At 67.6% G+C, this 25,442-nt stretch carries 22 protein-coding genes and 1 pseudogene; 8 read left to right on the plus strand and 15 right to left on the minus strand.

Going from position 1 to position 25,442, the window contains the following annotated elements:
* From ACFVJ3_RS19860 to ACFVJ3_RS19875, 4 genes are all read right to left on the minus strand, one after another.
* A complete protein-coding gene (locus tag ACFVJ3_RS19860; protein ID WP_378453647.1) occupies positions 1-510 on the minus strand; it encodes an SRPBCC domain-containing protein in 510 nt (169 codons plus the stop codon).
* A 138-nt stretch (positions 511-648) separates the two neighbouring features.
* Entirely contained in the window at positions 649-1,386 is a 738-nt protein-coding gene (locus ACFVJ3_RS19865; RefSeq protein WP_378453648.1) for a GNAT family N-acetyltransferase, read from the minus strand.
* 11 nt (positions 1,387-1,397) lie between these two features.
* Complete coding sequence (locus ACFVJ3_RS19870) at positions 1,398-1,898, minus strand: flavin reductase family protein (RefSeq protein ID WP_007300445.1); 501 nt, start codon at positions 1,896-1,898, stop codon at positions 1,398-1,400.
* Positions 1,895-2,404, minus strand: coding sequence for an NADPH-dependent FMN reductase (locus ACFVJ3_RS19875; RefSeq protein ID WP_378453649.1), 510 nt, complete (start codon positions 2,402-2,404; stop codon positions 1,895-1,897). Before ACFVJ3_RS19875 ends, ACFVJ3_RS19870 begins: the two co-directional genes overlap by 4 nt.
* A gap of 199 nt (positions 2,405-2,603) precedes the next feature.
* On the opposite strand from ACFVJ3_RS19875, the gene ACFVJ3_RS19880 reads away from it, so the two are divergent.
* From ACFVJ3_RS19880 to ACFVJ3_RS19890, 3 genes are read left to right on the plus strand one after another with little or no spacing between them, the layout of a single operon-like run.
* Complete coding sequence (locus ACFVJ3_RS19880) at positions 2,604-3,476, plus strand: MetQ/NlpA family ABC transporter substrate-binding protein (protein ID WP_378453650.1); 873 nt, start codon at positions 2,604-2,606, stop codon at positions 3,474-3,476.
* Positions 3,477-4,499, plus strand: a complete 1,023-nt coding sequence (locus ACFVJ3_RS19885) for a methionine ABC transporter ATP-binding protein (protein ID WP_378453651.1) — start codon at positions 3,477-3,479, stop codon at positions 4,497-4,499.
* Positions 4,496-5,158, plus strand: coding sequence for a methionine ABC transporter permease (locus tag ACFVJ3_RS19890; protein ID WP_095870357.1), 663 nt, complete (start codon positions 4,496-4,498; stop codon positions 5,156-5,158). The genes ACFVJ3_RS19885 and ACFVJ3_RS19890 overlap by 4 nt, the downstream gene beginning before the upstream one ends.
* 39 nt (positions 5,159-5,197) lie before the next feature.
* Here ACFVJ3_RS19890 and ACFVJ3_RS19895 read toward each other — a convergent pair whose 3' ends face one another.
* The 8 genes from ACFVJ3_RS19895 to ACFVJ3_RS19930 form a co-directional block, all read right to left on the minus strand.
* Positions 5,198-6,025, minus strand: a complete 828-nt coding sequence (locus tag ACFVJ3_RS19895) for an ABC transporter ATP-binding protein (protein ID WP_378453652.1) — start codon at positions 6,023-6,025, stop codon at positions 5,198-5,200.
* Positions 6,018-6,884 carry an ABC transporter ATP-binding protein gene (locus tag ACFVJ3_RS19900; RefSeq protein ID WP_378453653.1) on the minus strand — a complete coding sequence of 289 codons (867 nt, stop codon included), beginning with the start codon at positions 6,882-6,884 and terminating at the stop codon, positions 6,018-6,020. The genes ACFVJ3_RS19895 and ACFVJ3_RS19900 overlap by 8 nt, the downstream gene beginning before the upstream one ends.
* Positions 6,874-7,731 (minus strand): ABC transporter permease, encoded by an 858-nt coding sequence (locus ACFVJ3_RS19905; RefSeq protein WP_378453654.1) that lies wholly within the window; start codon positions 7,729-7,731, stop codon positions 6,874-6,876. The genes ACFVJ3_RS19900 and ACFVJ3_RS19905 overlap by 11 nt, the downstream gene beginning before the upstream one ends.
* Positions 7,732-7,737: 6 nt before the next feature.
* Positions 7,738-8,763, minus strand: coding sequence for an ABC transporter permease (locus ACFVJ3_RS19910; RefSeq protein ID WP_378453655.1), 1,026 nt, complete (start codon positions 8,761-8,763; stop codon positions 7,738-7,740).
* Positions 8,760-10,283 carry an ABC transporter substrate-binding protein gene (locus ACFVJ3_RS19915; RefSeq protein ID WP_378453656.1) on the minus strand — a complete coding sequence of 508 codons (1,524 nt, stop codon included), beginning with the start codon at positions 10,281-10,283 and terminating at the stop codon, positions 8,760-8,762. Before ACFVJ3_RS19915 ends, ACFVJ3_RS19910 begins: the two co-directional genes overlap by 4 nt.
* Before the next feature lie 34 nt (positions 10,284-10,317).
* Positions 10,318-11,709 carry an LLM class flavin-dependent oxidoreductase gene (locus tag ACFVJ3_RS19920; protein WP_378453657.1) on the minus strand — a complete coding sequence of 464 codons (1,392 nt, stop codon included), beginning with the start codon at positions 11,707-11,709 and terminating at the stop codon, positions 10,318-10,320.
* A gap of 150 nt (positions 11,710-11,859) precedes the next feature.
* Positions 11,860-13,224, minus strand: a complete 1,365-nt coding sequence (locus tag ACFVJ3_RS19925) for an aminotransferase class I/II-fold pyridoxal phosphate-dependent enzyme (RefSeq protein ID WP_378453658.1) — start codon at positions 13,222-13,224, stop codon at positions 11,860-11,862.
* Positions 13,225-13,277: 53 nt separating this feature from the next.
* Entirely contained in the window at positions 13,278-13,976 is a 699-nt protein-coding gene (locus ACFVJ3_RS19930; RefSeq protein ID WP_378453659.1) for an alpha/beta hydrolase, read from the minus strand.
* 191 nt (positions 13,977-14,167) lie between these two features.
* Between ACFVJ3_RS19930 and ACFVJ3_RS19935 the strand changes: the two genes are divergently transcribed.
* From ACFVJ3_RS19935 to ACFVJ3_RS19945, 3 genes are all read left to right on the plus strand, one after another.
* Complete coding sequence (locus tag ACFVJ3_RS19935; protein ID WP_378453660.1) at positions 14,168-15,466, plus strand: O-acetylhomoserine aminocarboxypropyltransferase/cysteine synthase family protein; 1,299 nt, start codon at positions 14,168-14,170, stop codon at positions 15,464-15,466.
* A gap of 1 nt (position 15,467) precedes the next feature.
* Positions 15,468-16,538 (plus strand): LLM class flavin-dependent oxidoreductase, encoded by a 1,071-nt coding sequence (locus ACFVJ3_RS19940; RefSeq protein ID WP_378453661.1) that lies wholly within the window; start codon positions 15,468-15,470, stop codon positions 16,536-16,538.
* 177 nt (positions 16,539-16,715) lie between these two features.
* Complete coding sequence (locus ACFVJ3_RS19945; RefSeq protein ID WP_378453662.1) at positions 16,716-18,098, plus strand: flavin monoamine oxidase family protein; 1,383 nt, start codon at positions 16,716-16,718, stop codon at positions 18,096-18,098.
* Here ACFVJ3_RS19945 and ACFVJ3_RS19950 read toward each other — a convergent pair.
* Positions 18,092-18,889, minus strand: a complete 798-nt coding sequence (locus ACFVJ3_RS19950; protein ID WP_378453663.1) for an SDR family NAD(P)-dependent oxidoreductase — start codon at positions 18,887-18,889, stop codon at positions 18,092-18,094. The genes ACFVJ3_RS19945 and ACFVJ3_RS19950 overlap by 7 nt on opposite strands.
* A 167-nt stretch (positions 18,890-19,056) precedes the next feature.
* Positions 19,057-20,481 (minus strand): aldehyde dehydrogenase family protein, encoded by a 1,425-nt coding sequence (locus ACFVJ3_RS19955; RefSeq protein WP_378453664.1) that lies wholly within the window; start codon positions 20,479-20,481, stop codon positions 19,057-19,059.
* A gap of 165 nt (positions 20,482-20,646) precedes the next feature.
* Here ACFVJ3_RS19955 and ACFVJ3_RS19960 point away from each other — a divergent pair, with 165 nt between their 5' ends.
* Both ACFVJ3_RS19960 and ACFVJ3_RS19965 read left to right on the plus strand, forming a co-directional pair.
* A complete protein-coding gene (locus ACFVJ3_RS19960; RefSeq protein ID WP_378453665.1) occupies positions 20,647-21,276 on the plus strand; it encodes a DUF4232 domain-containing protein in 630 nt (209 codons plus the stop codon).
* A gap of 362 nt (positions 21,277-21,638) precedes the next feature.
* Positions 21,639-24,942 (plus strand): annotated as a pseudogene (locus ACFVJ3_RS19965) (arabinosyltransferase domain-containing protein).
* A 42-nt stretch (positions 24,943-24,984) separates the two neighbouring features.
* On the opposite strand, the gene ACFVJ3_RS19970 reads toward ACFVJ3_RS19965, so the two are convergent.
* Positions 24,985-25,440: a tellurite resistance TerB family protein gene (locus ACFVJ3_RS19970; protein WP_005254018.1), complete on the minus strand. Its 456-nt coding sequence runs from the start codon at positions 25,438-25,440 to the stop codon at positions 24,985-24,987.
* Between the last annotated feature and the right edge of the window lie 2 nt (positions 25,441-25,442).

Here is a 25,442-nt window from a genome sequence, read left to right on the forward strand (position 1 = left end):
CTACTCGAGGGGCGTCCAGGCCCGGGATGTCGGTGCGGCAAGCTCGGCCAGGTGGTGCAGCGAGTTGATGAGATGCTCAGGACCGAACGGCGGGAACTGGAGGTACTCCCGGATGAATTGCGGCACCGCCGACCAGTCGTAGGTGAGCGTGACCTCAGTCTCGGACGTACCACGCGGTACCAGGTCGTAACGCCAGGTCCAGCCGCCGAACTCCAGGCGACCGTCGTCCTTCTCCTGCCCCGTCAGCCAGCCGATGGCGCGCGGCGGGTCGAGCACCTGGACCCGGTTGGCCACCTGGTAGTCACCCTGTGGATGGTTGGGGTGATACATGTCCATCCGGAAGATCTGCCCCACCTCGGTCAGCGGCGCCTGGTCGGCGGCTTTCTGCACCCAGCCGGTGCCGTCGATCGCAGAATGGGTCGCCGGGTCGGCCAGCACCGCGAACACCCTGGCGGCGGGCACGGCGACAGTCAGGGTGGCGCTCACGTTCTCTTGGTCCACGGCGTGCACTCTCCTCGTCACCTCATCTCAGGCCGACATTCACTACATACAGACTGCGTGGCGACGCGGAATTCATCGGTTGTGCGCATGTCAGATCGGACGGCGGAGAAAGTCGCAGTCGAAGACGCCCGGAGAAGCGGTTGCTCGTCAACCCCGCACGGCCGACGGAGCCGCCACCGCCGGTGTCCGGACGACGGTGAGCGCGGACTGCTGACGGAGGGTGAAGCCGAGGCTTTCGTACAGGCGGATCGCCGTCGTGTTCGCCTGCGCGGCGTGCAGGAACGGTCTTTCACCGCGAGCGCGGATGCCTGCTCCGACGGCGCGCACGAGGCGGGCACCGAATCCGCGTCCCCGGAAACGCTCGTCGGTGCAGACTGCGCTGATCTCCGTCCACCCGGGTGGATGCAACCGCTCGCCCGCCATTGCCACCAGTTCGCCGTCGACACGAAAACCGAGATACGTCCCCATCTCGATGGTTCGTGGGAGATACGGTCCGGGTCGGGTGCGGCCGATCAGGTCCAGGATCTCGGGGACGTCCGCCGCGCCGAGAACTTCGGCATCCGGGTCCGGGGCGACGTCCAGCGCGGTGCCCTCCATCTGCACCAGGCCGAACGAGTCCACGACCTCCCAGCCCTGCGGCGGGGTGTGCCCGAATCCGCGCAGCGCGGCCGTCGCCGACGGCCCGAGCAAGGCCGCGAGATCCGCCCAGTCCTCGTCCCCCAGCGTCGCCGGGTGGCCGACGTGCGGCGCGACGTCCGGGTGGTACCGCGCCACCCGGCCTGACCACCTGGCGAAATGCGCGTGTTCCCCGCGAAGAGATTCCCGGATGGCGTCGTCCAGGGGATGAACGTCCGTCTTCCCGGTAACCGTCAGTTCCGTGGTCATTTCACCCCCGGTCAGGACGCGACGGTGCGCAACCAGCGGAACCGGCTGCGGTGGAACACGATCGGTTCGATCTCGGACTGCACCCTCAGCTCGTTGATCCGCAGGACCACGATCGCGTGATCCCCCGCAGGAACCTGCTGGGTGACGGTGGTGTCCAGCCACACCGACGCTCCGTCGATGAACAGCGCCCCGCCGTCGGTGGTTTCGGTGTCGAGGCCCGCGAACCGGTCGCCGGTCTTCGCGGCCAGCACACGCGCGGCGGCGTCGTGCGCCTCACCGAGCACGCTGATCCCGACGTGGGCGAGGTCCGCGAGTTTCGGCCACGTCGTGGACGTGTTCTGCACGCAGAACGCGACCAGCGGCGGCTCCAGCGACACGGGCACGAATGTGCTCGCCGCCATCCCGACGCGCTCACCGTCGACTTCGGCGCAGACGGCGACGACACCGCTCGGGAAATGTCCGAACGCCTCCCGGAGCGAAGTCTTGTCGAGTGTGCCGTCTGCCTGCGTCATGAGAGTTCCGTCCGGGTCCGGGCCGCCGCGGTGAGGATCGAACCCCACCGCTCGGCGTAGTCGGCGATGCGTGTGTCGGTGGTGTACGCGGTGTCGATGAGATAGAGGCCAGGCGCGGGGGCCGTCGCGCCCAATTCCACGAGCACCGGCTTGAGCAGCAGGTCCGGCGCCATGGCGTGCGCGGGCCCGGCCCCGAGCATCAGCGGCACCACCACGACGTCCTTCAGTCCGTCTCCGGTTGCGAACTGGTCGAGGAACAGCTTCAACACGCCCGTGTACGAGGCCTTGAACGTCGGGCTCGCGAACACGACGAGGTCCGACGACGCCACCGTCTCCACGGCTGCCGCGACCTTCTCGTCACCCCATCCGAGCAGTCCCGCACCGAGCTCGGTCACGTCGACCGTGGAATCCGCGGCGGCACCCGTGACCGCGGCCGCGACCAGACCGGCTGCGTCCAGCGTCCGTGAACCGGGCTTGGGATTGCCCGCCACTACCGTTACCTTCATTGCTTCATCACCTCTCGCATGCTTACCCCGCCACCCTAGAGCACTCGGTGGTTCCGGTCGAATACTGCAGGGCAGGAACGGAAGTCGAGACAATGCCCTTCGAATCAGGGCGATCCAAACCCTTCCGCACCGAGCCCGGACGGGCTACCTTACCGGTGGCCACACTCCGTGGTCATCCGATCGATCGTGGGGATTCTCCGTGAAGTTCAGCCGTTCTCTCGCCCTTGCTGCCGTTCCTCTCCTGGCGGCTCTGACAGCGTGCTCCGGTGGATCCGGCGGCGCCGACGGCGACACGGTCCGGATCGGAACCACCGAGGCCAGCGACCGCTCGTGGGAGATCTTCGAGGACAAGGCAAAGGACGCGGGTATCACGCTCGACGTCGTGAACTTCTCCGACTACTCGCAGCCGAACACCGCCCTGTCGCAGGGGCAGATCGACGCGAACCTCTTCCAGCACCTGCAGTTCCTCGGCGAGTACAACACCGGCGCCGACGACGACCTCACCCCGATCGGCGCCACCCAGATCGTGCCGCTCGGCCTGTACTCGCAGAAGCACCAGAGCCTGGCCGACATACCGCAGGGCGGCGAGATCGCGATCCCCAACGACCCCAGCAACCAGGCTCGTGCCCTGTTCGTGCTGAAGGGCGCCGGCCTGCTCACGCTGACCGGCGACAACCGGTCCCCCACGCCCGCCGACATCGACACGGGTGCGTCCAAGGTGAAGGTGACGCCGGTCGACGCCGCCCAGACGGCGTTGTCGCTCGCATCCGTCGACGGTGCGATCGTCAACAACACCTTCCTCGAGCGTTCGGGCATCGACCCCGAATCCGCTCTCTACAAGGACGACCCGTCGAGCCCCGCCGCCGAGCCGTACATCAACGCGTTCGTCACCCGCGCCGAGGACAAGGACAACGCGACGTACCTCGAACTCGTGAAGATCTGGCACGACCCCGAGATCCAGGCCGCCGTGCGCGAGGAGTCGAAGGGAACGTCGGTCGAGGTGGAACGGGACGGCGCCCAACTGCAGCAGATCCTGTCGCGGGTCGAAGAGGGAATTCGTTCGGCCAAGTAGATGACACCGATCGTCCGATTCGAATCCGTCACGAAAACCTTCCAGTCCGGAAAGAAGACACTCACCGCCGTCGACACCGTCGATCTCACCATCGAGAGAGGTGAGATCTTCGGGGTCATCGGCTACTCGGGGGCCGGGAAGAGCACGCTGGTTCGTCTGATCAACGGCCTGGAACGCCCGACGAGTGGGCGCATCGTGGTCGACGACGTCGACATCACCGCGCTGTCGGAATCGAAACTCCGGCACGTGCGCGCGAAGATCGGGATGATCTTCCAGCAGTTCAACCTGTTCCGCTCCCGGACCGTCGCCGGGAACGTGGCCTACCCCCTCGTCGTGGCCGGGTGGCCACGGCAGAAGCGCCGCGAACGCGTCGCCGAACTGCTCGCGTTCGTGGGCCTCTCCGACAAGGCGCGGTCCTACCCCGACCAGCTGTCCGGCGGGCAGAAGCAGAGGGTCGGGATCGCCCGCGCGCTCGCGACGTCGCCGGACCTGCTGCTCGCCGACGAGTCCACCAGCGCCCTTGACCCGGAGACCACCCAGGACGTACTCCGTCTGCTCCGCAAGGTGAACCGGGAACTCGGGGTCACGATCGTGGTGATCACGCACGAGATGGACGTCGTCCGGGCCGTCGCGGATCGTGTCGCCGTGCTCGCGGAGGGTCGTGTCGTGGAACTGGGCACGGTGTTCGACGTCTTCTCGGAACCACAGGCGCCGGCGTCGAAGAGTTTCGTGAGCACGATCCTGCGCAACCGCCCGGAGCCCGCCGACCTGGAACGGCTGCGGGCGCGTTTCGGGGGCCGGATCGTCACCGCCGACGTGCGGGACGGCAGCCGGATCGGCGACGTTCTCTCCGACGCGGGAGGGCACGGCGTCCGGTTCGAGATCGTCTACGGCGGCATCACCACCCTGCAGGACCGCTCGTTCGGCAGCCTCACGCTCGAACTCGTCGGTCCGGACGACGGCGTCGACGACGTGATCCGCCGGTTGCGGACCGTCACCGACGTCGAGGAAGTACCGGCATGACCACGAACTGGGACAAACTGCGCCCCGTATTGTTCGAATCCATCGGCACCACCATCTACATGGTGGTCATCACACTGGTGGTCGGTGGACTGATCGGGCTCGTGGTGGGGACGCTGCTGTACGCCACGAGGAAGGGCGGGATTCTCCAGAACACGGCCGCCTACACGGTGCTGAACATCCTGGTGAACATCGTGCGGCCGATTCCGTTCATCATCCTGCTCGCCGCACTGGGGCCCGTAACCCTTGCCGTGGTGGGCCGGACCATCGGAACCGAGGCCGCGATCTTCGTGATGATCATCGCGTCGTCGTTCGCCATCGCGCGCATCGTGGAACAGAATCTCGTGACCGTCGATCCCGGCGTGATCGAGGCTGCCCGCGCGATGGGCGTGGGACCCCTGCGGATCATCGTCACCCTGCTGATCCCGGAAGCCCTGGGTCCGTTGATTCTCGGTTACACCTTCGTCCTCATCGGCATCGTCGACATGTCCGCGATGGCGGGAACGATCGGCGGCGGCGGCCTCGGCGACTTCGCCATCGTCTACGGCTACCAGCGCTTCAACTGGCAGGTGACCCTCGTCGCCACCCTCGTCATCATCCTGCTCGTCCAGGCCTCCCAGTTCTTCGGCAACTGGCTGGCGCGAAAGGCGCTGCGCCGCTGAGCCGTGAGTACTTGTTAACCGCCCGCGGTTAACAAGTACTCACGGGAGGCGGAGCCTCAGTTCGCGGCGACGTTCCCGCGTCACCGCGCCGCCGCTCAACGTGGGAGCCGATCCGACGAGGAGCGCGGTGTAGGGGTGCTGGGGATCGGAGATCACCTGGTGGGTGGGCCCGTCCTCGACGATGTTGCCGCGGTACAGCACGACGATCCGGTCGACCAGCGCCGCCACCGCCCCCAGGTCGTGCGAGATGAACAGCTGAGCGAGTTGCCGTGAATGCCCGAGTTCGGTGAGCAGTTTCAGGATCTGGATGCGGTTGACCGAGTCGAGGGCACTGACCGGTTCGTCGAGCAGCAACAGCGCCGGATCCAGGATGAGGGCCCTCGCGATCGCGATCCGCTGGCGCTGCCCACCGGACAATTCGGCGGGTATCCGCGCCGCGATGTCGGCGTCGAGTCCGACACTGCTCAGTACGTCTGCGACCCGCGACCGCACGACATCGCGGTCGAGTCCGCCCCGCACGAGCAGCCCCTCGGCGATCGACTCGCCCACCGGAATGTCCGGATCGAGGCTCAGCAGCGGATCCTGGAACACGTATTGCACGGTCCCCGTGCGGCGGTGCGCCCTGCGGTGCGGCATGGACAGGTCGTCGACGCGCTGCCCGCGGATCTCGATCGATCCGGACGTGGGAGGGATCAGGCCGAGAATCGTGCGGGCGAGTGTCGTTTTCCCGGAACCGCTTTCACCGATGAGTCCCACCTTCTCGCCGGCATCGATGGTCAGGTCGACGCCGTGCAGGATCTGCTTGCGGGCCCCACGGGGCCCACGCTCCACCCGGACGTCGGTCATGCGCAGCAACGGTTCAGACACGAGTCGCCTCCTTCCCGATGAACGACTCGAGCCCGTACTCCCGATGGTTCTCGACGAGCAGGCGGGTGTACTCGTGCCGGGGTGCGGTGAGCAGGTCCTCCGCGCGCCCGGACTCGACGACGGCGCCGTCCCGCATCACGATCACGCTGTCGCAGACCTGGGCCACCACGGCGAGGTCGTGCGAGACGAGGACGAGTGCGAGGCCCAGTTCGTCGCGCAGGTCCTCGAGGAGGTCGAGCACCTCGGCCTGAACGGTGACGTCGAGGGCGGTCGTCGCCTCGTCCGCGATGAGGAGTTCCGGTTCCGCGGACACCGCGATCGCGATGAGCACCCGCTGCAGCATTCCCCCGGACAGTTCGTGCGGGTATTGGCGGTACACGGTGTCGGCGTCGTTCAGCCCCATCTTCCGGAACAGTTCGACGCCGCGCCGCCGCGCGTCCGCGCGGGACAGCCCGAGGGTCGACCGGAGTGCCTCGGCCAGTTGTTCACCGACCCGGATGGACGGGTTGAGATAGGAGGCGGGGTCCTGGAACACCGCGGAGATACGGGTTCCCCGCAGTGGCCGCCAGTGTTTGCGACCGAGGTCGGTGAGTTCGATGCCGTCGAAGTCGATCGAGCCGGCGGTGACGTCGATTCCGCCGGGCAGGATTCCGAGGATGGCGCGGCAGGTCAGCGACTTGCCGCTTCCCGATTCGCCGACGATCCCGAGGGCTTCGCCGCGCGCGAGGGAGAAGTCGACGCCGTGGACCAGTTCGGTTCCGTCGTCGAGTGCGATGCGCAGATCGCTCACGGTGAGCACCGGCCTGCCGGGGGGCGTGGTTGCGGGTGCCCACGTGGCATCCAATGTGTCAGTGGACATCCGAGGTGACCTCCTGTTTCCTGCGGGCGCGTCGATGGGGTTGACCGGTCGCATCCCGCAGCGCGTCGGCGATGGCGTTGAGTGCCCATACTGTGGCCACGATCAACAGGGCGGGCACGACGGGGCCGAACGAAACCTGGTACAGGTACTGCAATCCGCTGGCGAGGAGCCCGCCCCAGGTCGGGTCCGGCGGAACGACGCCGATCCCGAGGAACGTCAGCGAAGACACGATGACGAGGCTGGCCCCGGTCATCGCCGCGAACGTCACCCCCACCGCCGGCAGCACCTTGCGCACCGCGTGACGGCGGATGATCCAGGACGTGTCGGCCCCCATCAGTTCGGCGGCCTCGACGTACTGGGAGTTGGCCACGGTCAGTGCCGCGGCACGAGTGACCCGGTAGAACGCGGGTGCGATGAGGATGCCGACCGCGAACATCGCCTGCGCCAGCCCGTTTCCGAGCAGCGCGGTCATCGCGACGGCGAACACCAGGAACGGCAGCGTGATGAGCGCATCCATCAACCGGAGGGTGAACCATTCCACGCCGCGCCCGAGGTACACCGACAGGAAGCCCGGGATCACGCCGAGGAGGAATCCGACCACGACGCATTGCAGGGCGGACAGCACCGACACGGTCGAACCCGCCAGCAGCCGGCTGAACACGTCCCGTCCGACGTTGTCCGTCCCGAGCCAGTGAGTTCCACTCGGGCCCTGCAGGATTGCCGACGTGTCCTGCTCGAGCGGGTCGAACGGCGCGAGGGCGGGCCCGAACACCGCGAGCACCACGATCAGCCCGAGAACGACCACCGCGGCGCGAGCGGAGTGATAGCGCAGGATTGCTGTGAGCATAGGATTTCAGTCTCTCCGCTTGGTTGCCGGCTGCAAGGCGCTCTGGGCGATGTTGACGACGATGTTGCAGAACAGCACGAACACGATCGCCACGACGAGCGTTCCCTGGACGATGGGAACGTCTCCGCGCAGCGCGGAGTCGGCGGCGAGGCGACCGAAGCCGGGCATGGAGAACATGGTCTCCATCACGACGGCGCCGCCGATGAGCGTGGGGACCTTCATACCCAGGATGGACAGCGCGGGACCGCTGCCGTTACGCAGTGTGTGCACGAACAGGATCCGGGACGGACTGATGCCCCGGACCACCGCGCCGGTGACGTAGTTCTGATCCAGCTCCGCGACCAGTCCGGTGCGGAGTTGTCGCGCGATGTCGGCGACGACGTCCATGCTCAACGCGATCGCCGGCATGATGATCAGCGACAGCCAGCGGCCGAAGTCCTCGTCCGGCGGGACGTACCCGGCCGACGGCAGCCAGTGCAACCCGACGCTGAGGACGAGGATCAGTCCGATCGAGATGACGAACGGCGGCAGCGTCGAGGCCACCGACGTGTAGGCGGTGATCAGCCGGTCGAGCAGGCTGCCCTTGTAGACGGCGGCGAGTACCCCGAGTCCGACGCCGAGGACGAGTCCGATGAGCAGAGCGACACCCGCGATCGAGGCGCTGACGGCGAGCCGCTCGCCGATCAACTCGCTGACCGGGATCTTGCTGAACCACGAGACACCGAGGTCGCCGCTCAGCATGCTCGACATCCAGTCGATGTACTGCTGCCAGACCGGCTTGTCCAGCCCGAATTCGGCGTTGATGCGGGCGATCGTCTCCGGGGTCGCGGCGTCGCCGGCGATCCCGGCGGCCGGATTCAGCCCGCTGGCCGCCCCGAGCAGGAAGGTGATCAGGGTGGAGAACAGGAAGACCGGGACCACGATCAGCACAGTGCTCAGCACGACCCGCAGCGCCGTGCCGAGCTCACCCGCCGGCACCGGGAGAGCGAACGTTCTCCCGGCGCCGGCGGCCTGGACGTCTGCGGTGGTCACGAGACCGTGACGCCTTCCCACCGAACCTGGGACGGCAGGATGTTCAGGTTCTTCAGGTCCGGGTTGGACACGATGATCCACGGATTGCTGAAGAGGTAGTTCGTCGGTGACTGCTCGACACCGACCTTGACGGCCTGCCACAGCCGCGGCTTGTACTCCGGGTCCTCGAGGGGCGTGCGACGCACGACATCGAGCGCGGCGGAGAACTCCGGCGACGCGTGCGGGCCGCTGAGGTTCATGATGCCTTCCGGACCGTAGACGGCGAGCAGGTTCTGCACCGGGGATTCACGCCCGATGGTGCCGTCCGTCGCCACCTGCGGGTTCTTCGCGATATAGACCTCGCTCTGCCACGTCGACGATCCCGGCGGGACCACCTTGATGGTGGACTCGACGCCGACCTTCTTCAGCTGCGCCTGCACGAGCTCCGCCCGGTTGGTGGCCGCCGATTGGGCGGTGACCTCGATCGACAACTGCCCGGGTCCGTATCCCGCCTCGGTGAGGAGTCGAGATGCCTTGTCGGGGTCGTAGTTCCAGAGCTTCTCGACCTCCGGATTGAAGGCGAGGTACCCGTCGGGGAACGGCTGGCTCGTCGTGCTACCCAACCCGTTCGTGATGACGTCGACGAATGCCTGGCGGTCGAATGCGTACCGGAACGCCTCGACGACCTTCGGATTGTCGAACGGGGCCTTGTTCAGGTTGATGGAGACGTCGTTCGCGGCCAGCGACGGCTTCACGGTGACATCGAGACCGGCGGCCTCGGCTTCCTTGGACTGCAGGGCCGGCAGTGTCGCGAAGTCGATGGAGCCGGACTGGACACCGGCGACGAGTGTGGCCGGGTCCGGGGCAACGCTGAGTTCGAAGTGGTCGATGTGGATGTTGTCGGCGTCCCAGTAGTTCGGGTTCTTCTCGAAGTAGGCGTGGTCCTCGGCGACGAAGTCGGTGATCGTGAAGGGACCGGCCCCGACCGGCCACACACTGAGCTTCTGCGGGTCGGCCGCCGCGGTCGGGCTGGCGATGGCACCGGTACGCCCGGCGACCAGGTACGGGATCTGGTAGTCGGCGTCGGCCAGGTGCAGCGTGACGGCGGTCGGACCGTCGGCCGTGACCTCGGTGACGCCGGCGAGCTGATCGCGGAGGAACGAGTCGTCCTGGGTCTTGCCTCGATCGAAGAACGCCTTGACCGCCGGGGCGTCGAGGGTGGTCCCGTCGGAGAAGGTGAGACCGTCACGCAGGGTGAAGGTCACCGCGGTGCCGTCGGCGTTGTAGTTCCAGCTCTCGGCGAGTGACGGTTCGACGTTGCCCTCGGCGTCGAGCCGGGTCAGCGACGCGTACGCGAGGCTGATCGTGTTGATGTCGTTTCCTGTCCGGCTCGTCACCGGATCCCAGGAGGTGGGGAGGCTGAACGCCCACTTGACCTCGGCGCCGTCCGAGCTGCTGCCACCGCCGCACGCGGTGGCAACGAGCCCGACGATCACTCCGAGTATTACGGCGCCGGCGATCCGCCGGCTCTTCTTGCTCACTGGGTGCTCCTGACCATGCAAAGGGGGTGGTGATTCAGACGCTCGCGGGCAGCGATGCGGTGGTGCCGGGCAGCGGGGCGGGGTCGATTCCCTCACGCCGCGCCCGGGTGTAGCGGTTCTCCGCGAAGGGCAGGCCGAGGTTGCCGCGCAACGTGTTCTGCTCGTAGTCCTCCCGGACGACGCCACGCTCACGCAGGATCGGCAGCACCTCGTCGACGAAGCGCTGGAACTGCGCCGGGTGACCGATGTGGATGTTGATGCCGTCGAGGGCGTGGCCGTCCAGCCAGCGCTGCAGTTCGTTCGCGACGGTCTCGGCGCTACCCGTGAACGGCGACGTCTTCGGCGCGCTGAGGGCCTCGACCGTCTGCCGCAGAGTCAACCCCCGGTCGGCGGCGAGGTCGGCGATCTTCTTGGCCTGCGTGTAGAAGCTGCGCTCGGCGTGCTGCAGTGCCTCGGTGGGGAACGGTGCGTCGAGGTCGTACTGCCGGAAGTCGTGCCAGCCGAAGGGCCGGCCAAGTTCCCGGAGGGACTTTCCGAAGTCGTTGTCCGCCAGCTGGGTTGCGCGCTCGATCTCGCGCGCGTCGGCGTCGGTGTCGCCCACGGTGACGGTGACGCCTGGCAGGATCACGATGTCCTCGGGAGCGCGCCCGTAGGCCGCGGCGCGGGTCTTGATGTCGGCGTAGAACGTCGCTCCCGCTTCGAAACTCGGCGCGTGCGTGAAGATCCCGTCGGCGATACGCGCTCCGAGGTCGCGGCCCTGGTCGGAGTCACCGGCCTGGAAGATCACCGGCTGCCCCTGCCGCGAGCGTTCGATGTTGAGCGGGCCCACCACCGAGAAGTGCTCACCACGGTGGTCCAGGGTGTGCAGCCTGTCCGGGTCGAGGAAGCGGCGGGCCTCCCGGTCGCGCGGAAACGCGTCGTCCTCGTACGAGTCCCACAGCGCCTTGACGACCTCGACGTGTTCGAGTGCCCGGCCGTAGCGGGTGGCGTAGTCGTAATGCTCCTCGAGGCCGTAGTTTCCGGCGGTACCCGAGTCGCCACTGGTGACCACGTTCCAGCCGGCACGGCCGCGGCTGATCAGGTCGAGAGACGCGAACCGTCGCGCGAGGTTGAACGGCTGGTTGAACGACGTGGTCAGCGTGCCGACGAGCCCGATATGTTCGGTGGCCACCGCGAGCGCCGACAGCAGCGTCAGCGGCTCGAGCCGGTTCAGGTAGTGCGGGGGCGAGTCGGGGGTGATGAACTGGCTGTCGACGATGAAGACGAGGTCGAACCGCGCCTGCTCGGCGAGCCGCGCGTAGCGGATGTACCAGTCGATGTCGACGCTCGCGTCGGCGGGAATTTCCGGGTCCAGCCAGGTGTACGGGTGCCCGGGCCCACCCGTGGGGGTGAGGACAGCTCCCAATTTCAGTTGCCGTCTCGTCATGTTCTCGCTCCTTCATCGTCCGCCGTCAGGCACCTGCCTCGGCACGCCGCGTTGAAGTGTATGGAGCAAACAGGCGCGTGCAGAGTATTAAATTCTCGATGTTTCAAAACATATTTCGTATGTCCCGCAGGGCTGCCGAACAAAGCCCGATCAGTCGAAGAACTCGCGCGACGACTCCGCGACGGCCACCGCGACGACGTCGGCGAGTTGCCCGATCAGGTCCGGATCGTCGGGCAATTGGGTGGCCGACAAGCGCAGGAGTTGCCGTGCGGGTGCCTGCACGAACGAGCGGGAACCGGCCCCCACGGAGATGCCCTGCCGCGCCAGCGCGACGAGGGCCGCGGTCTCGTCCGACACCGTGACCCACACGACCAGACTGTGCGGGCCCGCGGAGGCCTCGATGCCGCGGTCGATCAGGGCCTCCAGCAGCGATGTGCGCCTGGCGACGTAGCGCTCGTGCGCTGCGGTGACCGCCTGCTCGGCATCGGCGCTGCCGATCAGGTGGGCGAGAGTGTTCTGCAGGATTCTGCTGTTCGAGCCCACGCCGTGACTGCGCACCTTCATGGCCTTCTCGACCAGCTCGCGGGACCCGCCGAGAACGGAGGTCCGCACGTCTATCCCATATGCCTTGCAATAACTGCGGATCCGGACGACCCGCTGCGGCAGTTCAGATCCCAGAGAGGGAGGCTGCTGCGGTTCGAGCGGTCCGATCGAGTCGTCCTCGACGACCCACGCCGCCGGATGCCGTCGCAGCACCTCGGCGAGTTCCCTCGTGCGCCTCGCACTGACCGCATGGTCGACCGCGAACGGCGCACCGGGCTGGAACACGAAGGCCACCGCACCGGCCGAGAGTGCCGTGTCGAGAGCGTCCGGCCGGGGGCCGTCGCGATCTGCGCCGACGCCGATCGCATCCAGCCCCAGGTCGCGGAGGGTGTCGAGAACGCCCGGGCCCAGGGGCTCGTCGACGGCCACCATGGAGCCGGGTGGGGCTGCCGCCTCCACGGCCAGCAACAACGCCTCGGTTCCACCGCCCGCCGTGGCCCAGGCCTCCGGTTCGAACGGCCACCCCGGGGCGACGGCGTTCCTCAACCGCTCGGTCATCAGTTCGCGGCCGAACACATTCAGCGTCTCGGCGTCCAGGCTGGACAACAAAGCGTCGGACAGGGACGGCTGCAGCGCCAGGTCGGGTGCATTCTGCGCCAGGTCGACGCCACGCCAGTCGGGTATGCCGCGCTCGGGCACGCTGTCGAGCGGCGGGAGAACGACGGTGCCGCCGCGACGGCGGGTCTGCACGAACCCTTGTTCCTGCAGCCGGCCCCAGGCACTGACGATCGCACCGACACTGAGGTCGGTCGATTTCGCGAGTGCGCGGACGGTCGGCAGGCGATCGCCGGGGCTGAGCTCACCCGACCTGATGAGGTCGGCGACGGCATCGGCCAGTTCCGCGGTGCGGCCGTCGATCCGCTCGAGCAACCACTCCGGGGCAATCGCCTCCGTCTCCAGCACCGCTGACATCCACACCCCTTCGATCGACAACCACTACCGCCCCCGCGCCCCGCGCGTCCGGGTCACTGCGTGAGTGCCCTTGCCGGTTCGCGGAGGATGATGTCGGGCGTACCGGGCAGGCGGAGGCGCTCGAGGAACTGCACGATCTCGGCGGCGACCGACCGGTGGGACACGTCGTTGAGGATGTCGTGCAGTCCCTCGTGGACGACGACGACCCGGGCGTCGGGCAACGCGGACGTGACGGCCAGGACGTCCGCTGCCGGGCTCAGGACGTCGGCGCCTCCGTGCACGACGAGGACGGGAACCTGCACGTGAGTCAGCGAATCGGCCGTGGCCACCGGTGTCTCCGCACCGAGCGTTCCCCGCTCGAGAGCGTCGGCCGAGGACAGGACCCCCCGATGCACGGGACACGCGGAACGGACCTCGAGTTCGCCGTCCCACTCTCCGGTGAAGGCGTCGGCGCCGGCGACGAGTAGTCCCGCTGCCACGACCCCGGACACGGCCGGATGCGTCGAGGCGAGGTCGAGGGCGGTCAGGGCGCCACTGTCCGATCCGACGACGGTGAGAGGGAGAGCGGTCTCGGCATCTGCGATCACCCGAGCGGTCGCCGCGGGATCGTTCTCCACCACCGCGACACGGTAACCATCGAAGGCGATCCGGCGGGCGAACCGGCGATACACGTGAGCACGCTCACCGCGGCCGGCGACGACGATCACCGAGCCACGCACAGTCGCTTCGGGTTCCAGCCAGTCGATGTCCACTGATTACCTCATTCGGGGTGTTGTTCGCAGGATTGACTGCGTCACCCTGACCCACACGCGCGAGGTCGAACAAGACTAAAGCTCGAGCAGAACAAAACACGTGCCTTCTCGCCTCGCTTCGTGTTTTGTTCCGAACATATTCGTTTGTGATTCACCCGTTCAGAAATACCGACGAAGGGACAGGCACACCGATGCCCGAGACCACAGGGTTCGCGACCCGGCAGGTCCGCACCGGCTATCAACCCGGAACGACGCAGAACACCGCGATCCCCCCGATCTACCAATCGGTTGCCTACGACTTCGGCAGCTTCGAACAGGCGCGGGACATCTTCGCACTCCGCCGGAAGGGAAACCTGTACAGCCGCACCGGGAACCCCACCCAGGCCGTGTTCGAGCAGCGTCTCGCCGATCTCGACGGCGGTGTCGCCGCCCTGGCCACGGGATCCGGACAGTCCGCCGTCGCGGTCGCCCTGCTCACCCTCGCCAAGTCCGGACAGCACATCGTCGCGGCTCGGCAGCTGTACGGGGGAACCGTCGATCTCCTCACGGACACCTTCGCGGACTTCGGGATCGAGGTCACGCTCGTCGATCAGGACGACCTCGACGCCTGGCGTGCGGCCGCGCGTCCCGAGACCCGGGCCTTCTTCGCCGAGACGATCGGCAACCCCGTCGCCTCCGTGCTCGACGTCCGGGCCGTGGCCGACATCGCGCACCAGGTGGGGGTCCCGCTGATCGTCGACAACACGATCGCCACCTCGTATCTGCTCCGCCCGAAGGACTTCGGAGCCGACATCACCGTGTACTCGGCCACCAAGTTCATCGGTGGGCACGGGACGTCGCTGGGTGGTGTGATCGTGGACCTCGGCACGTTCGACTTCGGCGCGGAACCGCAGCGGTGGACCCAGTTCACCGAGCCCTACCCGCGCATCGGCGACCTCGTGCTGTGGGAGGAGTTCGGCCGCGAACGGAGCGCCTACCTGGTCTATGCGAAGACGAAGATCGTCCACGATCTCGGTCCCGCACTGTCCCCGTTCAATTCGTTCCAGCTGCTTCAGGGATTGGAGACGCTGGACCTGCGACTGGAACGGCAAGTCGGCTCGGCACTGGCGATCGCACAATTTCTCGACGGTCATCCCGCGGTCGCCAAGGTCAACTACCCCGGACTGCCGGACAACCGGTGGCACGACGCCGCCCAGCGGTACCTGCCGCGAGGCGCCGGCTCGGTCTTCTCGTTCGATCTCGCCGTCGACGACTCGAAGGTGGCGAAGTTCATCGACTCGCTGCAACTGTTCTCGATCGTCGCCAACATCGGCGACGCCCGTTCGCTGGTAGTGCACCCCGCCACCACCACGCACAGCCATCTCGGCGACACGCAACTCCGCGACGCCGGATTCGGCTACCGCACCGTCCGATTGTCGATCGGACTGGAAAACCTGGAAGACCTCGTCGACGATCTGCGTGCTTCGCTCGACGCCATCACGGAGGAATGACATGCACTTCGGCTACTGGACGCCCATCTACGGCGGCTTCCTGCGCAACCTCGGCGATGAAGGGATGCCCGCCACCTGGGACTACGTCAAGAAGCTCTCACAGCTCGCCGATCGGCTCGGATACCACACCACCCTCGTGCCCGAGCTCTATCTCAACGACCGCAAGGGCGTCGACGCGCCCAGCCTCGAGGCGTGGTCGCTGTCGTCGGCGATCCTCGCGGTCACCGAACAGCTCCGAGTGATGACGGCGGTGCGACCCGGATTCCACCTGCCGGCGGTCACCGCGAAGGAATCGGCGACGATCACCGACATCGCCGGAACAACCGATGCCGGCGCGGCGCGGTTCGCGCTCAACGTCGTCGCCGCGTGGTGGGAGGAGGAAGCCCGGCAGTACGGCGGGGCCTTCACCCGGCACGACGACCGATACCGGCAGGCCACCGAATTCGTCGACGTTCTCCGTGGACTGTGGGAACACACACCATTCACCTACCAGGGCGAGCACTTCAGCGTGCGCGACTCGATCCTGTCGCCGAAACCCGGCATCCATCCCCCGGTCTTCGCCGGCGGTGAGAGCGAGAGCGGCCGTGAATCGATCGCGACCTTCGCCGACTCGTACGTGCTGCACGGCGGCACCGTCGACGAGGTGCGCACGAAGATCGCGGACATGAACGCCCGGTCGCAGCGAATCCACCAGCGGGACATGGCCGAATTCGGCATGTCGACGTACATCATCGTGCGCGACACCGAAGCCGAAGCCCGTGCCGAACTCGAACGCATCACCACCGTCGATCCGCATTCGCCCGGGTATGCGTCGTTCGAGGAGTTCGTGAAGAACTCCGAACTCGACGTCGAACTGTCCAAGCGCGAATACTCCGTCGGCACGCGTGGACTGCGCCCCGACCTCGTCGGCACACCGGAACAGGTCGCCGAGAAGATCCGCGCCTACCAGGACGCCGGTCTCACCCTGCTGCTCATCCAGTGCTCCCCCGCGCACGAGGAACTCGAGCGCATCGCCGCGCAGGTCTTCCCGCTCGTCCCCGCCCGTGAGTACTTGTTAACCGCGGGCGGTTGACAAGTACTCACGCGCGCAAGCCTTGACCGCACGACTCGCCGCGAGTAAGGATGAATACGTTCTGTGCGCGGCGGTTTCATTCCCGGAGAGAGGAATTCACACCCCCAGGACGAATCGCGACGCATCCATTGCATACGGCCGCACGAGGCCACCGGGGCGAGCGCGAGGGGATTTGTCATGGCAGACATCGAGGTCGACTATTGCGTCGTAGGCGCTGGATTCGCCGGACTGACGGCGGCACTGCGCGTGAAACAGGCCGGACAATCGGTCGCGCTCTTGGAGGCGCGTGACCGGATCGGCGGGCGCACGTTCACCGAGGTCCGCGAGGACGGTTCGTGGATCGATCGCGGCGGTGCGTGGATCGGGCCGGGACAGGACCGGATCTACGCCCTCATGGACGAATTCGGCGTCAAGAGCTACAAGCAGTACACCGACGGCGAGGCGATGATGGTCGTCGACGGCAAGCAGTACCGGTACAAGGGCACGATTCCCCTGACGATGAGTCCCTGGGCGGCTGCGAATCTCGGCGCCGTGTTCGTCGAACTCGGCGAGATGTGCAAGACGATCCCGCTCGAGGCGCCGTGGGAGGCGAAGAAGGCGGCCAAGTGGGACTCGATCAGTCTCGCGAAGTGGCTCGGTGACAATACGTTGTCCAAGCCCGCCCACGACCTACTCGAGACCGCCATCGCCGGCTGCTACACATCCGCGGCGTCCGAGGTGTCGATGCTGTTCGTCCTGTACCAGATGGCATCGGGCGGTGGTCCGAGTTTCGTTCTCGGTGTGAAGGACGCCGCCGAGGACGCGCGACCGGTCGGCGGAATGGGCGCCATCTACCGTCCGATGGCAGCCGAGATCGGCGACGCACTCCACCTGTCGCAACCCGTCCGGCACATCGCGCAGGACGGCGACGGCGTGACCGTCCGATCCGCGGACATGACCGTGCGGGCCCGGAGGGCGATCGTGGCGGTACCCCTCGCGATCGCGAGCCAGATCCTCTACGAGCCCATGCTCCCGATGGATCGGTCCTTCCTGCACCAGAGAATGCCGAGCGGCGCGGTCATGAAGATCGCCGTCCTCTACGACGAACCCTTCTGGCGGGCCGACGGACTGTCGGGGCAGTCAGCGGCACCCGACTCCCCCGCGACGATCACCATCGACGCGAGCACGGACACGGGACGTCCCGGTGTTCTGTGTGTGATCGTCGAGGGACCGATCGCCCGCAAGCTGGGGACGCTGTCGGAAGCGGAGCGGAAGAAGGCGGTGCTCGGGGAGTTGACCGCGAGGTTCGGAAGCAAAGCGGCCTCCCCGATCGACTACATCGAGCAGAACTGGAGCGTCGAACGCTACTCCGGCGGCGGCATGCTCAGTCATGCACCGACGGGAGTGCTCACCCAGTTCGGCCATGCCCTCCGCGCGCCCTGCGGTCGCATTCACTGGGCCGGCACGGAAAGTTCGTCCGTGATGTGCGGCTGGGTCGACGGGGCCATCCGGTCCGGTGAGCGCGCCGCCCGGGAAGTCACCGAACACGACGGCGTGCTGTCACCGGCCCGGGCTCAGTAATAGACGGCGCCCGGAACACCCCCGCCGACGGCCACCGCGTCGCCGGTGATCCCGACACTGCGCGGTGAGGCCAGGAAAGTGACGACGTCCGCGACCTCGCTCGCATCGATCAGCCGGTGGATCGAGTTGGTGGCCAGCCGCGACTCCAGCTCGGCCACCGGCACACCCTCGTCCTCGGATTGCTCGGCCAGGCGGTCGACGAGTCGTTCCGTCCGCGTCAGTCCCGGATGCACCACGGTGACGTTGATTCCGTGCGGGCCGAGTTCGTCGGCGAGGTTCTTCGTCAGCGCCGACACACCGACGTTCCGCACGGTCTGCGCGATGGAATTGGCCTGCCGTGCACCGAGCCCGCTGATGTTGATGATCCGGCCCCACCCCTGCTCGATGAGGTGCGGTGCCACCGCGCGGGCCGTCCGCAGATAGCCGAGCACCTTGATCTCGAGTTCGCCGCGCACTACGTCGTCGGTGGTGGACGCGAAGTCGTTCGGCTTGCCCGCGCTCCACGGTGTGGCCGCGGCGTTCACGAGAATGTCGACGCCGCCGAGTTCGTCCACCGTTCGCTGCACGAGGGCGCGCACCGAATTGTCGTCGCCGGTGTCGGTGGGTACCCCGATCACCCGGCGCCCGGTCTCCTGCGACAGCGTCTTCGCCGCCAGTTCGAGCGCCTCGACGCCCCTTGCCGCGAGCACCACATCGACCCCCTCCGACGCGAGGCTGCGCGCGATCGCGAGACCGATTCCGCGGCTGCCGCCGGTGACGATCGCCCGCTTGCCGCCTAGACCGAGATCCATGTCATTCCCTCATTTCTGCTGTCCACCCCTCGATTCGAGGGTAGGACCGCGACGGTCGGGAGTCACGGATTCGGTTCAGCGTGAGGCCAATTGCGCTCCGCACCCGTGCGCCTTTCTGGTAGCAGTCCCTACCAGAAAGGCGCACGGGCGGCGAAGCCGCCTGCCGCCTACCGCTGGATCGACTTGATCTCGAGGAACTCCTCGAAGCCGAGGACGCCGGCCTCGCGGCCGATGCCCGACTGCTTGTATCCGCCGAACGGGGCGTTGGTGTTGAACGCCCCGCCGTTCACCTCGACCTGGCCGGCGCGCAGCTGCCGCGCGACGCGGTCGGCGCGGTCCTTGTCACCGGACCAGACGCCGGCGGCGAGTCCGTATTCCGTCGCGTTGGCGATCCGCACGGCGTCGTCCTCGTCCTGGTACCCGATGATCGACAGGACGGGGCCGAAGATCTCCTCCTTGGCGATGGTCATGTCCTCGGTGACGCCGGAGAACACGGTGGGGCCGACGAAGTAGCCGGATTCCTGGCCGGTCTCCCGACCGTCGAGTACGGCGTGCGCGCCTTCCGCGATGCCCTGTTCGATGTACCCGCGGACCCGCTTCAGCTGGTTCGAGTTCACCAGCGGCCCCAGCACCGAGGTGGCGGCCGTCGGATCGCCGACGGAGTAATTCTGCGCGACCTGTGCCGCGATGGCGGCGGCCTCGTCCACCTTGTCCGCGGGGACCAGCATCCGGGTCAGCGCCGAGCACGTCTGACCGGAGTTGAGGAAACACTTGGCCACTCCGTCGGTGACAGCCTTCGTCAGGTCGGCGTCGTCGAGGATGACGTTGGCCGACTTGCCGCCGAGCTCGAGTGCCACCTTCTTCACCGTCTCGGCCGCGACCACCGCGACCCTCTTGCCCGCGCGGGTGGAGCCGGTGAAGGAGACCATGTCCACCTCGGGGTGGCCGGCGATCGCCTCGCCCACGACGGGCCCGTATCCGCTGACGAGGTTGAACACGCCTGCCGGCAGACCGATTTCGTCGAAGATGTCGGCGAGCGCGTAGGTGGCGAGCGGCGCCACCTCGGTCGGCTTGAGCACCACGGTGCATCCCGCGGCCAGAGCACCGCCGACCTTGAGCACCACCTGGTGCAGCGGGAAGTTCCACGGGGTGATCGCCCCGACGACACCGATCGGCTCGCGCACGATCAGCGAGTTGCCCACCTCGTGGGCGTCGAAGTCGTAGGTGGCGGCGAGCTCGGCGAAGGCGGCGAGGTTCGCGAGCGGCATGCCGATCTGGATGGGCTTCGCGAATCCCAGCGGCATGCCCATGTCGCGGGACACCAGCGCGGTGAAGTCGTCGAGTCGCTCCTTGATCAGGGCAGCCGCCTTCTGGAGGTACTCGCCACGTTCCTTGCCGCTGAGCGCGGACCATGCGGGGAAGGCTGCTCGCGCGGCCTTCGCGGCGCGATCGACGTCGTCGGCGGTGCCCTCGGCGACCACCGCGATGACATCCTCGGTGGCCGGATTCACCACGTCGATCCGGCCCGTCCCCTGCGAATCGACCCAGGATCCGTCGATGTAGATCTTGGTCCGGTCCAGAACTTCGCTCATTGATCAGCCTCCAGTGAAAGTGTCGCGGTTCCCCCTGCGCCCCGCAGCCTACGACCGGAATCCTCCGGCGAGGGGCGAATGCGATCTCCCCGAACCACACACCGGGATGCCACCGATCGCGGACCATCGACGTACGGCAGCACACCCAGCAGGAGGAGCGATCAGATGCGCACGCAGTCACCGGCACGCACCCTTGTCGGCGTACTCGGAATCGCCGCCGTGCTCACCGCCTCGGCGTGTGGCTCGACGGACGAGACGGGGACCGCCGAACCCTCGCCCGGCAGCGTCACCTCGACGACTTCGGAGGCGACCACCACTGCAACCACCACCACCACCCCGTCCGCGCCGACCGAGACGACCGAGACGACCGCACCCCATCCCGACCGCTGCCTGATCGGCGAGCTGCAGGTGACGCTCGGAGAGGCGAGTGGGGCCGCCGGATCTCAGGAGATCCCGCTCGTCTTCACCAACACCGGCACCCGCGACTGCGTCCTCCACGGATACCCCGGGGTGTCCTACGTCGCGGGCCCGGACGGTCCGCAGGTGGGTGCCGCGGCCGAGCGGGACGGCGGAACCGAGACTCCGGTGACGGTTGCCCCGGGCGCACGGGCCACCGCAGCGGTGCGCGCGACGGTGGTGCAGAACTATCCGGCCGAGACGTGTGGCCCGACTCCGGTCGCGGGATTCCGGGTGTACCCACCCAACGACACCGGGTCGGTGTTCGTCCCCTACGCCACGACCGGCTGTTCGCAGACCGGCGTGAAGCAGCTGTCGGTGCAGCCCGTCACGGGATGATCGTTCTTCTGTCGCGCAGAGGGGTAGGGACACCCCGGGGGCGGGTACGACGAAAGTACGCGAGCGGTGACCTGGTTCACCCGCCCCGGGTGAATCGGCTCACCCCTGTGCCGACCTACCGTCGGGCTACCGACTCGCGTAGAAGGAAGGCGGAGGCATGTTCGAGATCATCCGCGAAGTGCATTCCGAAGTTCAGCACCGCCGCGGTCCCCGGCATCACCACCATCTCTCCACCCGAGCGGAGCGCCGGTCGCGGATTCTGAAGCACTTCCACATGTGATCAGTCGGGGCGGCCGGCCCTCCGACCAGGCCTGTTCCTTGCCTTCGCTAACCATTGGCGCGGATGGGTACTATCCGACGTCGTGACTGACAGCAGGCTGGAATCGGCGAATGTATCCAGAGACGACTCGGACGAGTCGCCGATCGGGACCCCGCCCCAGTCGTCCCCCGTCGGTCAGTCGATCCGCTCCGCCCGCCTTCTCGCGATCATCGCCTCCGTCTTCGGAGTGCTGCTCACGTTGTCGCTCCCGTTCCTTCCGGTCGAGCAGGACAGCGCGACCCTCACCTGGCCGCAGAACGGCAGCACCGGAAGCGTCGAGGCACCGCTCGTCACCTACGCGCCGCTGAGCCTCGACGTCCGGATCCCCTGTTCGGCGGTCGGTGAACTCGCCGACCGCGGCGGGATCCTGACCTCCACCGCCCCCGCGGGCGCCGCCGACGCCGGGAAGTACGGACTGGTCGCGAGGGTGAATCCCGCGACCCCGGACGGTCCCGCCGGCGTCGAGGTGCTGTTGCGGAACAAGGTGCTCCTGTCGTCGCCGGTGGACCAGCTACCCGCCGACTGCGCGCTCGTGGTGTCGTCGGATTCCACTCGGACCACCGCGGGATTCGTCGCGGCGGGCCAGGACACACCGACTGTCGTCGACGGCGACCTCCGCCCGCAGATGGTGGGCATCTTCAGCGACCTCGACGGCGCGGCGCCCGACGGACTACAGGTGACGGCTCAGATCGACAGCCGCTTCTCGTCGACGCCGTCGACCCTCAAGTTCGTCGCCATGGTGGTCGGTGCGCTCGCGACGATCCTGGCGCTGGTGGCTCTGCACCGTCTCGACAACGTCGACGGGCGCCGGGCGCGACGATTCCTGCCCACCCGCTGGTGGTCGTTCGGGGCCGCCGACGCCGTCGTCATCGGCACGCTGGTGCTCTGGCACTTCATCGGCGCCTCCACCTCCGACGACGGCTATCAGTTCAACATGGCCCGCACGTCCGAGGCCGCGGGCTACATGGCCAACTACTTCCGCTGGTACGGCGTCCCGGAAGCGCCGTTCGGGTCTCCGTACTACGACGTCCTCGCGGTGCTGGCGAACATCACCCCGGCGAGCCCGTTCGTGCGTCTGCCCGCGCTGCTCGCCGGCATCGTCGCGTGGCTGGTGATCAGCCGTGAAGTCGCACCGCGACTCGGCGCCGCGGTCCGGGGCAACCGGCTCGCGCTGTGGACCGGCGGACTGGTGTTCCTCGCGTTCTGGCTCCCGTACAACAACGGTCTGCGGCCCGAGCCGATCGTCGCGGTGGGCGTGCTGCTCACGTGGTGCTCGGTGGAACGCGCCGTCGCGACCCGGCGACTGCTGCCCGCCGCGGTGGCGATCCTGGTCGGTGCGGCCACGCTGACCGCGGGCCCGTCCGGGCTGATCTGTTTCGGCGCCCTGGTCGCGGGTGCCCGGCCGATCCTGCAGATCGTGATCGCCCGGGCCAAGACGGTGGGATACGTCGCGTTGCTGGCGCCGCTCGTCGCGTCGGGAACCGTGATCCTGGTGGCGGTGTTCGCCGATCAGACCCTCGCCGCCGTCATGGAGATGCAGCACGTTCATGCGATCGGCCCCAATGTTCCCTGGTTCGACGAATACCTCCGCTACCAGTACCTGCTGAACATCTCCGTCGACGGTTCGCTGTCGCGTCGGTTCGGCGTGTTCGTGATGGTGCTGAGCCTGGCCGTGACGGTCCTCGTGATGCTGCGCAAGGGCGGCCGGATCCCCGGGACCGCGGCCGGACCGTCGCGGCGGCTCATCGGCATCACGCTCGCCGCGATGGGGCTGATGATGTTCACGCCCACCAAGTGGACGCACCACTTCGGCATCTACGCGGGCCTCGCGGGGTCGCTGGCCGTCCTGGCGTCCGTGGCGGTGAGCACGGCCGTGGTGCGCTCGCCACGCAACCGCGCCCTGTTCGCGGCCGCCGTGCTGTTCCTGCTCGCGATGTGTTTCACCAGCACCAACGGGTGGTGGTACGTGTCCAGCTACAGCGTCCCGTGGTGGGACAAGCCGGTGTCGATCGCCGGCCTGGGTGCCGGCACGATCCTGCTCGGCGCCACGCTGGTGATGCTGCTGATCGCGGCGTGGTGCTACTTCCGCGAGCCCTACACCCGGACCGAATCCGTGCGGCGACGCCGATTGTGGGCGATCCCGCCGTTGACGGTGGCGGCCGCCGCGATGGTGCTGTTCGAGGTGCTGTCGATGGCGAAGGGCGCGGTCGCACAATACCCCGCGTTCTCCCTCGCCCGCTCCAACGTCGACGCCGTCACCGGCGCACCGTGCGGTCTGGCCAACGACGTCCTACTCGAAACCGATCCCAACGCGTCGCTGCTGCAACCACTGTCCGGTGACGCCGCGACCGCCCTCGCGGGCACCGGCACCGTCGGCTTCACACCGAACGGCGTCGCCGGCGATCTGAGTGCCGACGAGGAATCGTCGGATGCGGGCGTCGCCAACTCCGTCAAGACCGACAACACCGAGCAGACGGCGTCGAGCAACGCCGCGGGTACCGGCGGCGGCGCCGGGGCGGTGGGTGTCAACGGCAGCGCGGTGGCCTTGCCGTTCGGCCTCGACCCCGACCGCACGCCGGTCCTCGGCAGCGACGGCAGCGACGGCGACGCGTCACTGACCACGGGCTGGTACCGGTTGCCGAACCCCGACTCGGACGCCGGGGCGGGGGGGTATCGTCTCCATCGCCGCGGCGGGCCGCATCCACTCCGTCGACGCGGACGGCGTCGTCACGTACGGCCAGAACCTCGAGGTGGAGTACGGCACCGCGCAGCCGGACGGCGCCGTCGCGGTATCGGGACGCGTGACGCCGATCGACATCGGGCCGGCACCGTCCTGGCGGAATCTGCGCGTTCCGCTCGATTCCCTGCCGGACAATACGGATGTCATCCGACTCGTGGCATCGGACACGGACAGTGATACACAGCAGTGGCTGGCGGTGACGCCGCCGCGTGTTCCGCGGACGCAGACACTGAACGACGTGATCGGATCCGACGCACCCGTGATGATCGACTGGGCTGTGGGACTTGCATTTCCGTGTCAGCGACCGTTCGACCACCGCACGGGTGTCGCGGAGGCGCCCGAGTACCGGATCCTCCCCGACCGTCCCGGCGCGATCATGACGAGCCTGTGGCAGGACCGGTACGGCGGAGGCCCCCTGGGCTGGATCGAGATGACCCGGGCGAGCCGAACCATACCGTCGTATCTGAGGGACGACTGGGACCGTGACTGGGGCGGAGTGGAGCAGTACTCCCCGCTCGACTCCGACGCGAAGACCGCGGAGATCGACACCACCCGGATTCAGCGTTCGGGCATGTGGAACCCGGCGCCGATCATCACGGCCTACTGAGCGTCGGTGACGCGCCCTGCGCCGGGCGCGTCACCGATCACCTCAGAGTTCGAATTCCGCCGGAGCGATGCCGACGGCGAAACAGGCGTCGCGCACCACATTTCGCTCGTGCTGGTCGAAGTTGCCGTCGGCGCCACCGATGACGATGCCGATCTGGATGACGGCACGTGCCTGATCCTGCTTGGACTTCAGCTTCGCGATGGTGGCGGTCGCCTCGATCTTGCCGAACTCGAAATCGGACTGCAGCTTGCTGCAGTACCAGTCGAACTTCTGGCTCAGCTCGTCCGACGGGAACACACTCAGCGCCTCGTTGCTGGTGATCAGCGCCGCGGTCTTCTGACGCTCGGACGGGTCGATGGTCCCGTCCGCCGCGGCGATGAGGGCGCACATGGCCATGCTGGCGTTGGCGAACTCCTTGTTCTGGAACTGTGCCGTCTTGGTCTTGAGCTGGCCGTTCATCTCGAACGCCTTTGCCTTCAGCTGATCCCAGAAAGCCATTG

The organism is Rhodococcus sp. NPDC127593 (assembly GCF_042671975.1).
Lineage (GTDB): Bacteria > Actinomycetota > Actinomycetes > Mycobacteriales > Mycobacteriaceae > Rhodococcus_F.

Excerpts from the sequence above, each read along its gene's own strand:
- ACFVJ3_RS19865 (WP_378453648.1), bottom strand. The coding sequence starts at position 1,386 with ATGACCACGGAACTGACGGTTACCGGGAAGACGGACGTTCATCCCCTG.
- ACFVJ3_RS19870 (WP_007300445.1), bottom strand. The coding sequence starts at position 1,898 with ATGACGCAGGCAGACGGCACACTCGACAAGACTTCGCTCCGGGAGGCG.
- ACFVJ3_RS19875 (WP_378453649.1), bottom strand. The coding sequence starts at position 2,404 with ATGAAGGTAACGGTAGTGGCGGGCAATCCCAAGCCCGGTTCACGGACG.
- ACFVJ3_RS19885 (WP_378453651.1), top strand. The coding sequence starts at position 3,477 with ATGACACCGATCGTCCGATTCGAATCCGTCACGAAAACCTTCCAGTCC.
- ACFVJ3_RS19890 (WP_095870357.1), top strand. The coding sequence starts at position 4,496 with ATGACCACGAACTGGGACAAACTGCGCCCCGTATTGTTCGAATCCATC.
- ACFVJ3_RS19900 (WP_378453653.1), bottom strand. The coding sequence starts at position 6,884 with ATGTCCACTGACACATTGGATGCCACGTGGGCACCCGCAACCACGCCC.
- ACFVJ3_RS19905 (WP_378453654.1), bottom strand. The coding sequence starts at position 7,731 with ATGCTCACAGCAATCCTGCGCTATCACTCCGCTCGCGCCGCGGTGGTC.
- ACFVJ3_RS19920 (WP_378453657.1), bottom strand. The coding sequence starts at position 11,709 with ATGACGAGACGGCAACTGAAATTGGGAGCTGTCCTCACCCCCACGGGT.
- ACFVJ3_RS19925 (WP_378453658.1), bottom strand. The coding sequence starts at position 13,224 with ATGTCAGCGGTGCTGGAGACGGAGGCGATTGCCCCGGAGTGGTTGCTC.
- ACFVJ3_RS19935 (WP_378453660.1), top strand. The coding sequence starts at position 14,168 with ATGCCCGAGACCACAGGGTTCGCGACCCGGCAGGTCCGCACCGGCTAT.
- ACFVJ3_RS19940 (WP_378453661.1), top strand. The coding sequence starts at position 15,468 with ATGCACTTCGGCTACTGGACGCCCATCTACGGCGGCTTCCTGCGCAAC.
- ACFVJ3_RS19945 (WP_378453662.1), top strand. The coding sequence starts at position 16,716 with ATGGCAGACATCGAGGTCGACTATTGCGTCGTAGGCGCTGGATTCGCC.
- ACFVJ3_RS19950 (WP_378453663.1), bottom strand. The coding sequence starts at position 18,889 with ATGGATCTCGGTCTAGGCGGCAAGCGGGCGATCGTCACCGGCGGCAGC.
- ACFVJ3_RS19955 (WP_378453664.1), bottom strand. The coding sequence starts at position 20,481 with ATGAGCGAAGTTCTGGACCGGACCAAGATCTACATCGACGGATCCTGG.
- ACFVJ3_RS19960 (WP_378453665.1), top strand. The coding sequence starts at position 20,647 with ATGCGCACGCAGTCACCGGCACGCACCCTTGTCGGCGTACTCGGAATC.
- ACFVJ3_RS19970 (WP_005254018.1), bottom strand. The coding sequence starts at position 25,440 with ATGGCTTTCTGGGATCAGCTGAAGGCAAAGGCGTTCGAGATGAACGGC.